The organism is Nonomuraea sp. NPDC049714 (assembly GCF_044465295.1).
Classification (GTDB): Bacteria; Actinomycetota; Actinomycetes; order Streptosporangiales; family Streptosporangiaceae; genus Nonomuraea.
Genome location: NZ_JBITLM010000001.1, coordinates 405,007 through 418,123, shown reverse-complemented (window position 1 = coordinate 418,123; position 13,117 = coordinate 405,007). Strand labels below are relative to the sequence as shown.

At 71.2% G+C, this 13,117-nt stretch carries 15 protein-coding genes; 10 read left to right on the top strand and 5 right to left on the bottom strand.

What is annotated here, in order from left to right:
• Window positions 1-21 precede the first annotated feature (21 nt).
• Window positions 22-450, bottom strand: a complete 429-nt coding sequence (locus ACIBQX_RS02115; protein WP_396999621.1) for a type II toxin-antitoxin system PemK/MazF family toxin — start codon at window positions 448-450, stop codon at window positions 22-24.
• 190 nt (window positions 451-640) lie between these two features.
• The gene (locus ACIBQX_RS02110) at window positions 641-1,384 is read right to left on the bottom strand and encodes an SDR family oxidoreductase (RefSeq protein ID WP_396999619.1); all 744 of its coding nucleotides are present in this window, start codon (window positions 1,382-1,384) and stop codon (window positions 641-643) included.
• Between the two features lie 174 nt (window positions 1,385-1,558).
• On the opposite strand from ACIBQX_RS02110, the gene ACIBQX_RS02105 reads away from it, so the two are divergent.
• On the top strand, window positions 1,559-2,464 hold the full coding sequence (locus ACIBQX_RS02105) for a LysR substrate-binding domain-containing protein (RefSeq protein ID WP_396999617.1): 906 nt from the start codon (window positions 1,559-1,561) through the stop codon (window positions 2,462-2,464).
• Between the two features lie 22 nt (window positions 2,465-2,486).
• Entirely contained in the window at window positions 2,487-2,900 is a 414-nt protein-coding gene (locus ACIBQX_RS02100; protein WP_396999615.1) for a VOC family protein, read from the top strand.
• A 39-nt stretch (window positions 2,901-2,939) separates the two neighbouring features.
• On the opposite strand, the gene ACIBQX_RS02095 is transcribed toward ACIBQX_RS02100, so the two are convergent.
• Both ACIBQX_RS02095 and ACIBQX_RS02090 read right to left on the bottom strand, forming a co-directional pair.
• On the bottom strand, window positions 2,940-3,692 hold the full coding sequence (locus tag ACIBQX_RS02095; RefSeq protein ID WP_396999613.1) for a hypothetical protein: 753 nt from the start codon (window positions 3,690-3,692) through the stop codon (window positions 2,940-2,942).
• Window positions 3,693-3,752: 60 nt separating this feature from the next.
• Window positions 3,753-4,607, bottom strand: a complete 855-nt coding sequence (locus ACIBQX_RS02090; RefSeq protein WP_396999611.1) for an enoyl-CoA hydratase/isomerase family protein — start codon at window positions 4,605-4,607, stop codon at window positions 3,753-3,755.
• A 90-nt stretch (window positions 4,608-4,697) separates the two neighbouring features.
• Here ACIBQX_RS02090 and ACIBQX_RS02085 point away from each other — a divergent pair, with 90 nt between their 5' ends.
• Complete coding sequence (locus ACIBQX_RS02085; protein WP_396999609.1) at window positions 4,698-5,333, top strand: TetR/AcrR family transcriptional regulator; 636 nt, start codon at window positions 4,698-4,700, stop codon at window positions 5,331-5,333.
• Here the strand turns inward: ACIBQX_RS02085 and ACIBQX_RS02080 are convergent.
• A complete protein-coding gene (locus tag ACIBQX_RS02080) occupies window positions 5,324-6,340 on the bottom strand; it encodes an Lrp/AsnC family transcriptional regulator (protein WP_396999607.1) in 1,017 nt (338 codons plus the stop codon). The two genes, ACIBQX_RS02085 and ACIBQX_RS02080, sit on opposite strands and share 10 nt — an antisense overlap.
• Before the next feature lie 123 nt (window positions 6,341-6,463).
• Between ACIBQX_RS02080 and ACIBQX_RS02075 the strand changes: the two genes are divergently transcribed.
• Genes ACIBQX_RS02075 through ACIBQX_RS02045 form a run of 7 tightly spaced genes read left to right on the top strand, consistent with a single transcriptional unit; the run spans window position 6,464 to window position 13,090 of the window.
• The gene (locus tag ACIBQX_RS02075; RefSeq protein WP_396999605.1) at window positions 6,464-7,735 is read left to right on the top strand and encodes an amidohydrolase family protein; all 1,272 of its coding nucleotides are present in this window, start codon (window positions 6,464-6,466) and stop codon (window positions 7,733-7,735) included.
• A 30-nt stretch (window positions 7,736-7,765) separates the two neighbouring features.
• Window positions 7,766-9,226 carry an MFS transporter gene (locus ACIBQX_RS02070; protein WP_396999603.1) on the top strand — a complete coding sequence of 487 codons (1,461 nt, stop codon included), beginning with the start codon at window positions 7,766-7,768 and terminating at the stop codon, window positions 9,224-9,226.
• 12 nt (window positions 9,227-9,238) lie between these two features.
• Entirely contained in the window at window positions 9,239-9,619 is a 381-nt protein-coding gene (locus ACIBQX_RS02065; RefSeq protein ID WP_396999601.1) for a RidA family protein, read from the top strand.
• Window positions 9,620-10,594 (top strand): threonine/serine dehydratase, encoded by a 975-nt coding sequence (locus ACIBQX_RS02060; RefSeq protein ID WP_396999599.1) that lies wholly within the window; start codon window positions 9,620-9,622, stop codon window positions 10,592-10,594. It begins immediately after the preceding gene.
• On the top strand, window positions 10,591-11,124 hold the full coding sequence (locus ACIBQX_RS02055; RefSeq protein WP_396999597.1) for a hypothetical protein: 534 nt from the start codon (window positions 10,591-10,593) through the stop codon (window positions 11,122-11,124). The genes ACIBQX_RS02060 and ACIBQX_RS02055 overlap by 4 nt, the downstream gene beginning before the upstream one ends.
• Window positions 11,124-11,714, top strand: coding sequence for a thiamine pyrophosphate-dependent enzyme (locus ACIBQX_RS02050; protein WP_396999595.1), 591 nt, complete (start codon window positions 11,124-11,126; stop codon window positions 11,712-11,714). The genes ACIBQX_RS02055 and ACIBQX_RS02050 overlap by 1 nt, the downstream gene beginning before the upstream one ends.
• Window positions 11,711-13,090, top strand: coding sequence for an aldehyde dehydrogenase family protein (locus ACIBQX_RS02045; RefSeq protein WP_396999593.1), 1,380 nt, complete (start codon window positions 11,711-11,713; stop codon window positions 13,088-13,090). Before ACIBQX_RS02050 ends, ACIBQX_RS02045 begins: the two co-directional genes overlap by 4 nt.
• Window positions 13,091-13,117 lie beyond the last annotated feature (27 nt).

Genomic DNA, 13,117 nt, shown 5'->3' with positions numbered 1-13,117 from the left:
CTCCGCCGTCGTGCCGGCGGATCAGCGTCCGGCGGACCAGTCGTAGAGCTTCATGAGGCGGGCCGCGACCCGCGCGAACTGGTCGGCGTCCATGACAGCTCCCTCGCGCCGGATGTCGTCCTCGTTCAGCACGAACACTCGATCCAGCCGCAGGTAGGACACCTTCCCGTCGCGCCCCCACGCGCCGACGCTCATCCAGTCGGGCGCGTCGTCGCCCCGGCTGGACAGCATCATGCCCAAGAGTCCGCGCCCGCTACGGCCCACGACGAGCAGCGGCCGGTCCTTGCCGCGCGCCGGATCCTCCTCGTACGGCACCCACGCCCACACGATCTCACCGGGATCGGCGAGACCGTCGAGGTCGGGGGAGTAGGACAGCGTCGCCACCCGAGCCGACGACACCTCACGCACGGCGCCCCTGAGAGGCCGGGGGTCTTCACCTGAATCTCGCACCGTCGGATCCTACGGAACCCACCGGATCCCCGCCAGTCGGGGCATCCGGACCCCCTGTCGACGCCGCACCGGCCGCTGGGCAGGCTGTGGGCCAAGCGGGCCTCCAGCTCGAAGAACTTCAGCATCAGGCTGACGTCTGTTCCTACCCCGCTGAGGACGCTGCGGCCCCGGCGTGGTGGCGGGTGCGTCCCTATACTCCGATCCCGCCTCCGCCGCCGACGATGATGTTCTCGCCGGTGATGTAACCGGCCGCGGACGAGGCGAGGAACGCCACCACTTCGGCGATCTCCTCGCTGGTCCCCAATCTGCCGAGGGGGACCCGGGAGGCCGTGGCGTTGGCGGCCGCTTCGATCGCTTCGGGCGGGAGCCCGCCTTTGGCCCAGATTCCGGTGTCGACGGCGCCGGGGCTGACGGCGTTGACCCGGATGCGCCGGGGCGCCAGCTCGACCGCGAGCGAGGGTACGAGAGACAACAGGGCGCCTCTGGTGGCGGCGGTGACCGACCCGCCGGATATCCCGCGAATGGCGCCGATCCCGACGGTGAAGATGACCGAACCTCCGTCGCTGAGCAAGGGGAGGGTCTTCTGGAGGGTGAAGAACTGGCCTTTGAAGTTGACGTTGACCAGGTCGTCGAAGGTGGCTTCGTCAAACGCCGCGACCGGTCGTCCCCGGACGATCCCCGCGTTGAGGAACAGCACGTCCAGAGCGCCGAAGCACTCCCGGATCTCCTCGGTGACGCGGTCGGTGTCGGTCAGTGACCTGGCGTCGGCGCGGAGCACGACGATCTCTTCCGGGAGTGCCTTCTCGGCTGCGGCGATGGTGTCGGGATTCTGCCCGGTGACGATCACCCGGTATCCGCGGGCATGCAGCAGCTCGGCGGTGGCCTTGCCGATTCCGCTGGTTCCGCCGGTGATCAGGGCTGTCGGTGCGGACATGGTGCACTCCATCTGTGATGAGCGGCCCGGCTGCGGCACCACGATGGTGTCCGGCCGCTGGCCCAGTCTGTGGCGGCGGGGCACTCAAGATCCAATGAATGTTTCGTATCGCGTCATACGATTTGCGTATCACCGCACGTCATGGTGGCTATCGCGCGAGCTACGCTGCGGGGTATGCCCGACTCGCCACCGCCTTCGGTGAACCTCGACCTGCGCCTGGTGCACTGCTTCACCGTCGTCGCCGAGCACCGGCACTTCGGCCGTGCCGCCGCCGCCCTCCACACCACCCAGCCGTCCCTGAGCCGGCAGATCCACCGCCTCGAACAGCAACTGGGCGTCCGCCTGCTCGACCGCACCCCCCAGGGCACCGAGCTCGCCGAAGCCGGTGAGGTCTTCCTGCCGCTCGCCAGGACACTGCTGCAGTCGGCCACCCAGGCCGTGGCGCGCACGAGGGCCGCCGCCCGGCCCACCCGGATCACCATCGGCTACACCACGAACCTCATCATCACCCCGGCCGTGCGCGAGTTGCGCCACCGGCACCCGGACGCCGACGTTCGCACCGCGTACCTGGCATGGGACGAGGCGCGAGCGGCGCTGCTCGATCACCGGGTGGACGCGTTGGTGGCCCGGCTGCCGTTCCCGACCGACCGACTGCACGTGACGGTCCTGTACGACGAACCCCGCGTACTCGTGGTGCCCCTCGATCACCGCCTGGCCGGCAAGGAATCCGTCACCCTTGACGACATCGCGGACGAACCCCTGCCCCGGGTGACGGACCCGGACTGGAACGCCTTCTGGCGCATCGACCCCCGGCCCGACGGAAGCCGCGCACCCGACGGCCCCCTCATCGAAGCCGTCGAGGACAAGGCGGAGCTCATCGCCACAGGGCAGGCCGCCGCGATCATCCCGGCCGGCGAGCACACCAGCCGGCTGCGCCCCGATCTCACCACGATCCCCCTGGAGGGCGTCGAGCCCAGCCAGGTCGTGCTGGCCACCCGCGCCGGCGACCGCGACCGTCTCGTGACGGCCTTCCGCAAACTCGCGGGAGCCCATCTCACGGGCACCTCGGCACGCCAGTGACCCGGCCCGCAGCCTTGGCCGGGTGACGTACGCGTTCAACGGGCGGGGGTTCGACGCGCCGGACCCGAAATGGAGCGGGGGACGCCGGAGTACCGCTATTTCTTCGATCGTGTTCGACTGCGCCGCGCCCGGCGCGCTGGCTGAGTTCTACGCCAAGGCCACGGGCTGGGCGGTGTCGCACGCCGACGCCGACTCGGCCGGTGTCGACGGTGGCGCCGTTCAGCTGTCCTTCCAGCGGATCGACGGCTATCAGGGGCCGGGGTGGGCGAATGACGCCAAGCACCTCCACCTCGACCTGCTCGTCGCCGACGTCGAAGCCGCCACCCGGGAGCTGGCCGGGCTGGGCGCGACGGTGCCGGACTTCCAGCCGGGCGGCGACGGGTGGACCGTGCTCGTCGACCCCGAGGGCCACCCGTTCTGCATCTCGGCGGCCTAGAAACTCCGGGACCGCCTCGTACGACATCGTGCGGGCGGGTCACGGCGCCGACGGGACGCCGATCGCGTCGGCCCACGCGTGGATCGACCCGTCGTAGCCGGTGAAGTGCCCGCGCTGGATGACGCCGGCCGGGTCGATGTGGCGGGACCCGGAGAGCCCGAACCGGCCCAGCAGATCGACGACGAGCGGTCGCGCCGTCGCCGCAAGGCCAGGCGACAGGCACGTGGCCAGGTCGGCGGTGCAGCGAGCGGAGGCGATCTCGGTGACCTGGCGGTCTCCCGCCGGACCGTACAGGCCATGGGCGTGGTTCCAGATCTCCATCGGCACCCCGTCGCCGGGGGAGATGACGGCCGCTTCGACGACGGCTCCGCCCAGCACCCCGGTGTGAATGCCGTAAGCCGCCGTGAGCCGCAGCAGCGCGATGGTGATCCAGGCCAGGGCGCCCTCGCCGACAGCCCAGACCTGTCCGCCGTCCGGCGGACTGTCGCGCAGCGACCCCACCTGAAGCGCACCGAGTGCGGACCCGTCCGCATGGAGCTCGCAGTGGTACGTGCTGGGAGGTCGTGACGGCGTGAAGGTCAGCTTGTCCGCGTGTGTCTCCGGGCGCTCCGATCCGATGGGCACCGGGGCCGGCCAGCCGGCGACCTGGCGGCTGACCCACTGCCCGAGTTCGCCGCCGCTCGCCGCGCTGAATCCGGCCGGCGCCGGGTGGACCGGCACCGCGCTCACCGCGAGCCACGGCGAACGAGTGCCCGGCGGGGCGGTCGGGAGCCGGCCGAGATCGATCATCATGCGTACCTCGTCTGTCGGTGAAAGCGGGCGGGCCGGCCGGGCCGGCCCGCCCAGGGGAGGTCAGAACAGCTTGTGCGCCTCGGAGTCGGCGAGCAGCGCCGGGTCGGGCACCACGGACTTGCCGGCGACGTTGGCGAGCATCTGATGCGCCATGTGGAAGCCGAAGTCCTCGGCCACCGCCTTCTTCCAGTGCCGCGACAGGATGTTGTGAGTGGCCCAGCGCGTGTAACGCGGCCGCTTCATGATGAAGCGGGCGAGCTCCCAGGCGCGTTCGAGGAGCTGCTCGCGGGGAAGCACATCGCTGATGACGCCCCATTCGAGAGCCTTGTCGGCCGGGATCGATTGGGCCGCGTACATGTAGTACGCGGCGCGCTTGGGGCCCATCAGCGCCTGGAGCGCCATGCCCTGGCCGTCCCCGGGAGGTGAGCCCAGCCAGAAGTGCGGGTCCATGAAGTCGGCGTCCGGCGCGGCGAGCGTGACGTCGCTCATCATCGCGAACTCGGTGTGCACGCCGGGGCCGTTGACGGCCGCGATCGTCGGGATGTCGATGTTGTTGACGAAGCTCTCGATGAGCTTCCAGCCGTCGATCATCCGCTGGTAGATGTGGTCGGGGTCCAGGTCGGAGGCGGGTTTGGGGTTGAGCCCCTTCGGGTTGCCCGTCATCCACCTGTCGCCGGTGCCCGTGATGATCAGGACGTGGTTCTCCGGGTCGTTGCCGATCTCCTGCCATACGCGTGTCCACACGTTGTGCGCGGCGTGGGTGTGGGCGTACGGGCCGTCGCCGGTGTGCAGGCGGACTTCGATGATGCCGCCCTCGCGTCGCATCCGGAAGAAGTCCGCGTACCTGGCCGAGTACTCCTCGAACGCGGGCGGGGGCAGGTAACCCGCCCAGTGTTCGGCCGGATCGAATGCCATGTGACTACCTCCGTGTAGTGGTCTGCCGCAGCACGCCCATAAAAGCACACTATTCAGTGTGGTTTTAAGGATCCAGCGTATGCTGAGCGCATGTCGAGGGCTATCGCGGAGGTGCAGACCCCCGGCCGCCGCCGTCGGTCCGAGGGCAAGCGGGCGGCGATCCTGGACGCGGCGGAGGCGCTGTTCATCGCCGAGGGCTACGAGCGGGCGAGTGTCGACGCCATCGCGGCCCGCGCGCAGGTCTCCAAACGCACCGTCTACGACCACTTCGGCGAGAAGGGGACGATCTTCCTGCGGGTGCTCGAACGGGTGAACGACACGCTGGTGAGCACCGTACGCGCCGCGATCGACGAGGAGCTGCCACCGGGGCGTGACCTGCGGGAGGCGTTGACGGCGTTCGGGCGGCGACTCGTCACGCGGACGTTCCCGTCATCCGACTACGTGACCTTCCGGCGGCTGACCGCGCAGCACTGGTCGACTCCGCGGTTGGCCGGGGCCGCGCGTGACCGGCCCGAGCGGATGCTCGCCGAGCGCTTCGCCGCGCTGGCGGCTGTCGGCGAGATCCGAGCCGCCGATCCCGGCCTCGCGGCGCGGCACTTCACCGCCCTCACGCTGGGCCTCGCGCTGGACGCGATCGACGAACGGCACGACGCCGGGGCGGGGGAGCCGGAGGTCCTGGCGATCATCGACGACGGCGTCGAGGCGTTCCTGCGCGCCTACCGTTGACCGTCCGCGTCGGAGACGAGCGGGACGGCACGGACGGATCGCCCCTCCCTGTCCAGGATGCGCCCCAGCAGCTTGATCATGTTCAGCACCACCGAGCGGTCCTGAACGCGCAGGGCCGGCAGCTCCTGGCCCATCCGCCACTCCAGGTCGTGCACCTCGGCGGTCGACCGCAGCGAGGCGTCGACGATCACGTTGAACGGCCCCGCGACGAACGTGGAGGCACGGACACCTGGCAGTGAGCGGATGCGCGCCTCGGCGGCTGCCAGGTCCTGGGCGGCCAAGGAGCCGAAGTACACGGCGGACACGGACCGGGCGGACAGCAGACGCGAGATGTCGCAGCGGAAGGTGATGAGCCCCGCCTCCTGCATACGCGAAAGCCGGCGGCGCACGGACACCGGGCCGATGCCCGCACGCCGGGCGAGCCGTTCGAAGGACATCCGCCCGTCCATGTGCAGCGCGCGGAGGATCCGGCTGTCGGAGCCGTCGAGGATGTCGGCGTCCTCGGACCGGAGCCTCGCGTGGGAGCCGAGGCGGCGCCGCTGCTCGGGGTTGAGCGCGCCCTCCCGCCAGCGGCTGGCCTCCAAGGTCGACCGGGTGACCACATGGCTGCGGATCCTCGCGATGCCCGGGAAGCGTCCGACGAGGTTGAGGAGATAGTCCGACAGCGAGTCGAGGTCGGGCGCCTGGGCCAGCACGAGCACGTCCCGGGCGCCGCTGGTCACCTTGACGGTGGCCGCCTGGGTGTCCTCCGCGAGTGCGTGCGCGACGTCGGCCGACCGCCCCGCCACGCAGTCGACCTCCACCAGCGCGCACGCGGGGGTCGCGCTGCCCGAGGGGTGGGCGGTCACCCAGGCGGCGCCCTCGGACTCCATACGCGCCCAGCGGCGGCTCACGGTCGCCGGGTCGACCCCGAGCACCTCGCCGAGGTTTCGCCAGCTCGCGCGCGGAGCCGATCGCACGGCGTCGACGATCGCGACGTCGAGCTCGTCGAAGGACGCAGTGAGCATCTCGCGGTGCACCTTTCCTGCAGGGGACCGGTGTTCGATGGAGATTTCATGCGATTTCGAGGCCCAATCGCAGGAGGACCTTACCGTCGGTGCGCACAAGAGCCAACGAGAACAGGTCGACGAGTGAGACTGAACGACGGAAGCGCGCTGCGGGTTGACCGTGTGCGGCTCATCGACGGTGTCAGCGCGGACGTCGTGGACGATGCCGTGCTGGAGGCCGACGCCGATGGCCGGATCACCTACGCGGGTCCGGCGGCGCGGGCGCCCGAGGCGCGCGTGGGGGTCAGGACGATCGACGGTCAGGGCGGGACGCTCCTTCCCGGGCTTTTCGACTGCCATACCCACCTGGGTGTGGCCGCTGACCGATCGCTCGTGGAGAGCGCTCTGCTGACCGACCCTGTCCTGGGTGTCCTCCGGACGGCCGAACGGCTGAGCCGGACGCTCGAGTCGGGGATCACGTCGGCCCGCGATCTGGGCGGGCTGCCCGCCGGATTCCGCGACGCCGTCGCGGCGGGACTCGTCGCGGGCCCCCGCCTGCAGACGTCGGTCGGCGTGATCAGCCACACCGGCGGGCACGCTGACGACACCCTGCCCAGCGGCAAGAGCCTGGACCTCGACTACTGCGAGATCGCCGACGACGTGGCGGGCGTGCGGAGGGCGGCGCGGCGGATGCTGCGTGCCGGCGCCGACCTCATCAAGATCTGCACGAGCGGCGGGATCAGCAGCGCGCACGACGATCCCGACGATGAGGACCTGCTCGACGAGGAGATCGCGGCGGTCGTGGACGAAGCGCGCCGCCACCGCGGACGCCCGGTAGCCGCGCACGCGCAGGGGCGGGCCGGCATCCTCGCCGCGATCCGGGGCGGCGTCCGCTCGGTCGAGCACGGCTTCGGCATCGACGACGAAGGCTGTGACCTGCTCGGCGAGAAGGGGGCCTTCCTCGTACCGACCCTGTCGGCCGTCTTCCAGCCGCTGGACCCGCAGAAGACCACGCCATGGCGCTACCAGAAGAAGCTGCGCTGGAACGAGCGAGCCAAAGAGAACCTGGCCGAGGCCATCGCGCGCAAGGTGAACGTCGCGGTGGGCACGGACGCCGGCGTCACCCCACACGGTCAGAACCTGTTCGAGCTGTCGTGCCTGGTCGAGCTGGGCATGTCGCCGATGGACGCCATCCGCGCGGCGACGTCCGGCAGCGCCCGGCTGCTCGGCGTGGCGGACACCCTCGGGACGCTGCGACCTGGATACGCGGCGGACCTCGTCCTCTGCACGGAAGATCCGCTGCGGGACGTCGCCGTCCTGTCGGACTCCCGGAACATCGCGATGGTCGCGCAGCAGGGCGTCGTCCGCAAGCTCACCCTTCCCGGCACCGGCTCGCGCGTCGCGGCGCGGCCCTGATCCCCGTATCCAGAGCAGAAAGAAGACCCCATGCAGGACAGCACCCTCGCGGAGAAGCCGGCGCCTGATCCGCACACCGGCTGGACGGGCCGGGTCATCGGCTATGTCGCCATCCTCATCCTGGTGAACGTCATGGTCGACACCGTGATCGCCGCGCCGACCTTCGTCCTCCCGCAGCTGAGCGCCGCCTTCGACACCACGCAGTTCGCCTGGATCGACTCCAGCGCGATGCTGGCGGGAGCCATGTGGGCGCCGCTGCTCGGCAGGAGCGCCGACATCTACGGCAAGCGCAGGGTGCTCGTCAGCACGCTGCTCGTCGCCGGTCTCGGCGGGGTCGTGTGTCTTCTCGCGCCCCACATCGGCGTCTTCGTCCTCGGGCGGGCCCTTCAGGGCGCGGCGGTGGCGGCACTGTTCCTCACCGTCGCGATCATCCGCGACATCTGCGCGCCCAGGTTCGCCATGATCGTGACCGGGATCGTCACCTCCGGCTCCGCCGTCTTCGGCATCGCCACCGCCTTCATCCTGGAGCCGGCCACCGAGGTGTTCGGCTGGCGGTTCGTGTTCGTGGTCTCGGTGACGTTCGCGGGCCTGGCCGCGCTGCTCGTGCGCCTGGTGATCCCGCTCTCCCGGTACCGCACGCCGGGCAAGGTCGACGTCGCGGGGGCGCTCCTGCTCGGTGGCGGCCTCGCGGGCGTGCTCACCTACATCAGCCTCGGGCAGGAGTTCGGCTGGCTGGGCATCGCTCCGGTCGCCATCCTCGCCGGTGGCGTGGCCGCGCTGCTGGTCTGGTTCTTCGTCCTGAGCCGCGTTCCGGAGCCCGTGATCGACATCCGCGGCGTCTCCCTGGCGCTCGGCCTCGGCCTGCTCGTCGTCGTGATGGGCACCGGCGCCTACCGGAGCATGCTCGCGCTGTTCAGCCTGCTGATCGCCGTCTCTCCCGAGGACGGCCTGGGCTACGGGATCGCCGGTCCGGGGGCGCTCGGCCTGATGTTCGGCATCCCGTCGATCGGGATCATGCTCGGGGGCGTCATCGCGGGCGCGATCGCGACCAGGGTGGGCCCGGCCTGGCCGCTGGCCGCCGGTGTCGTGCTGGGGACGACCGCGTCCCTCGTGATGTTCCTCGTCGGCGCCGGCAGCCTCCCGATCGCCGTGATCTGCTCGTTCGCGTTCAGCCTCACGGCGGGCTCGCTCGTCACCTCCGGGTTCAACCTCGCATCCGTCCTCGCGCCTCCCGAGCGGCAGGGCACCGTCTCCAGCATGGTCATGGTGATGGTGGCGGTCGGCTCGGTGACAATGAGCTTCATCGGCTCGGCCATCCTCGGGGCCACCGACATCGTGGTCGACGGACAGACGGTGAACTCCTCGCTCGGCGTGCACTCCTACATCGCCGTCGCGGCCGGCGTGTTCGTGCTCGCCGCCGTCCCCACGGTCTTCCTGGTACGCAGGATGCGCGGACATGTCGTCGCGGGCATCCCCATGAGCCATCTCTAGGAGGGAGGCGCAATGACGAACCTCGCACCGGTGAGTCCCTCGCAGGCGCGGCACCCGTACAGTCCCGTGCGTGCGGCCGAGGGCCGGATCGTGTACGTCTCCGGGCAGCTCGGCATCGCCGACGGCAAGATCGTCGAGGGCGGCGTCGTCCATGAGACGCGGCGGGCCCTCGCCAACCTGCGGGACAAGCTGGCGTCGGCGGGGCTGGAGCTCCGCCACGTCGTGAAGATCACGGTCTACCTGGCGTCGATGGACGACCGCAACGCCATGGACGTGATCTACCAGGAGACGCTGCCCGAGCCGCTGCCGGCCCGCACCTGCGTCGCCGTGGCGGCGCTGCCGTACGGCGCCCGGGTCGAGCTCGACGCCGTCGCCGCCGGAGAGGGAGCCTGAATGGGCGCCCCAGCGGTGATCGTCGGCGATGTCGTCGCGGCACGCGCCCGGATCGCCGGGGACGTCGTGCGAACGCCGCTGCTGCCCGCCTCCTGGGCGCCGGGAGAGCTCTGGCTGAAGGCCGAGAACCTCCAGCCGATCGGGGCCTTCAAGCTCCGCGGCGCCCTGAACGCGATCGGCCGGCTCCACCCGGACGTCCGGGCACGCGGCGTGGTCACGCACTCCAGCGGCAATCACGGCCAGGCGGTCGCGTGGGCCGCACGCGCGGCGGGCGTCGCCGCCGTGGTCGTCATGCCGGACACGGCGACGCCGGTCAAGATGGAGGCGACCAGGCGGCTGGGCGCCGAGATCGTCATGGTTCCCGGCGCCCGGAGAGAGGCCAGGGCCGAGGCCGTGCGGGCGGAGCGGGGGATGACACTGATCCCGCCCTTCGACCATACGGACGTCATCGCCGGGCAGGGGACGCTCGCTCTGGAGGTGCTCGACGATCTGGACGACATCGACACGGTGATCGTGCCGATCGGGGGCGGCGGGTTGATCTCGGGGGTGGGAGTCGCGGTCACGGCGCTGTCCCGGCGAACCCGCGTGGTCGGCGTGGAGCCGGAGCTGGCCGCGGACGCGCGTGACTCGCTCGCGCGCGGGCGCCGGGTGGAGTGGGACGCGCGGTCGGCCTCCCGCACGATCGCCGACGGAACGCGGGCGCCGGTCGTCGGCGAGATCACGTTCCCGCTGATCCAGGCCACAGTCGATGAGATCGTCACGGTGAGCGAGGACGAGATCCTCGCCGCGGTGGCGGTCCTGGCCCGTCGCGCCCATCTCGTCGCCGAACCCAGCGGAGCCCTCAGCGTCGCCGCTCATCTCGCCGACCCGGGCAGATACGGGCGGGCGGTCGCCGTCCTGTCGGGCGGCAACATCGACCCGCCCGTCCTCGCCCGCGCGCTCGCCCTTCCCTCCCGAGAGGAACCACACACATGAGATACGCGGAAGCCGTCGCCGACGGCATCTGGGCGGCGGACGTCGTACGCGTCGGGTACATCCCCTCGGTGACCGTCGCGCCGATCGTCAACGCGCTGGTGGCCGCCGACGGCGGGGCGAACGGCGTCTCCCCGCGCGTCACGCCGCTCTCGCGGGAGGAAGAGGCCGTCGGCGTGATGGGAGCCGTCGCGTTCACCGGCAGGCTCGGCGCCGTCGTCATGCAGGACAACGGCTTCGGCAACGCGCTCACCGCGCTGACGACGTTCACGCTCTCCTACCACCTGCCGTTGCTCATCTTCGCGAACACCCGCGGCGGCCTCGGCGAGTACAACTCGATGATTCACTCCATCAGCCAGCCGGTGCCGGCCCTCCTGCGCGCGGTCGGGCTGCCCGTCATCGAGCTGGACCGCAGGAGCGGCGCCGAGGACTGGCGCGACACCGTCCTGGAGGCCGGTGCGCACGCCGTCATGACGTACCGGCCCGTGGTGGTCCTCGGGTCCTTCTGGAACACCGACGGGAAGGTCGCCTGATGAAGCGGATCGAAGCGCTCGGCGTGCTCGCGGACCTGACGAGCCGGCATCCCGTCGTGGTGACCTGCGCGGCGACGAGCCGTGAGCTGGCCTCCGTGCGGGACGGCGACAACCACCTCTACCTCCTCGACGCGATGGGCCTCGCGGGGTCGGTCGCGACCGGCCTGGCGCTCAGCGTGGACCCCGCCGCGCCGAAGGTCGTCGGCATCGAGGGGGACGGCTCGCTGTTCATGAACCCGAACGTCCTGCCCACGGGCGGCTACCTCGCGCCCGGCAACCTGCTCCTCGTCCTGCTCGACAACGGGGTGTACGGATCGACCGGGGCGCTGCCCACCTACTCCTCGAAGATCGATCTCGAGCGACTCGCCGCCGCCGCCGGCTGGACCACCCGCTCCACGGACACCACCGACGGGCTGCGGGCCGCCTTCGGTGAGCTCCTCACGGAGACGGGACCGGCGTTCCTGTACGCCCGCATCGAGGCAGGCAACGCCGAGGGCGTCGAGAAGCTGCTGATCGACCCGGTCGCGCTCACGGGCCGGTTCACCCGCTGGCTTCGCGAGGCGCATACCGTCGCGGACGTCACGGCATGACGCGCGCGGACGCCGGCATCGTCACCATCGACCCCACGTCGGGCGACGAGCTGGACTTCTACCCGTACACGACTCCGCAGGGCGTCGACCGGGTGCTCGACCTCGCCGCCGCTTCACGCTGGGGGCGGTCGAGCGTCGAGGACCGCGTCGCCGCCATCGGCCGGCTCGGCGACGTCCTGGCGGCCCGGCGAGAACCGCTCGCCGCGCTCGTCACCCGCGAAATGGGCAAGCCGATCACGCAGGCGCGCGCCGAGATCGACAAGTGTGTCACCGCTTGCCGCTACTACGCCGGGGAACTCCCCGGCATCCTGCGGCCGGAGACCTTCGACCTCGACGGCGACGCCGCGGTCGTCCGGGTCGTGCCGATCGGGGTGGTGTTCGCGATCCTGCCGTGGAACTACCCGTGGTGGCAGGTGATCCGGGCGATGCTGCCCGCGATCGCGGCCGGCGACACCGTCGTACTCAAGCACGCGGAGTCCGTCACCGGCAGCGCCATGGCGGTCGAGGAGGTGTTCCAGGACGCGTTCGGCGCGGGCGTCCTGCAAGCCGTCGTCGTCGACGGGGCGACGGCGTCGGACATCATCGAGGACAGGCGCGTCGCCGCCGTCACCTTCACCGGCAGCGACCGCGTGGGCGCGCTCGTCGCCGCGCGCGCCGGCGCCGCGCTCAAGAAGTGCGTGCTGGAGCTCGGCGGATCCGACCCGTTCATCGTCCTGGCCGACGCCGACATCCCCGCCGCGGCCGCCGCCGCGGTGCGATCCCGATTCCTCAACAACGGGCAGAGCTGTATCGCGGCCAAACGGATCCTCGTCCACCGCGACGTGCGTGACGCGTTCGTGGACGCTCTGGCGCCGCGGGTCCGCGCGTTGAGAGTCGGCCACCCGGCGGACGAGACGATCGACGTCGGGCCGCTCGCCCGCCACGACCTGCGGGACACGCTGCGCGAGCAGCGCGCCCAGGCGCTGGCGGCCGGCGGCCGGGTGATCGCCCAGGCCGGGGCGCCCGAGTCCGCCCGCGGGGCGTGGTTCGCGCCGTCGATCGTCGAAGTGGACGCGTCCGGCTCGGTCCTCCTCTCCGACGAGACGTTCGGGCCGCTCGGCGCGCTCACCACCGGCGCGGACGACGACGAGCTCATCGCCATCGCCAACTCCTCGCGCTACGGGCTCAGCGGCAGCCTGTGGAGCATGGATCACGAGCACGCCGCGGCCGTGAGCGCCCGGATCCAGGCCGGAGCGGTCTTCGTCAACATGATCTCCGCGACCGATCCGCGCCTGCCCACGGGCGGCATCAAGGCGAGCGGCCACGGACGCGAGCTCGGCAGGTGGGGCGTGTACGAACTGGCCAACCTCCAGGCACTCCGCGTCCACACGACGTGAGGGCCGCCGGCCGGCTCTGCTCTAGAA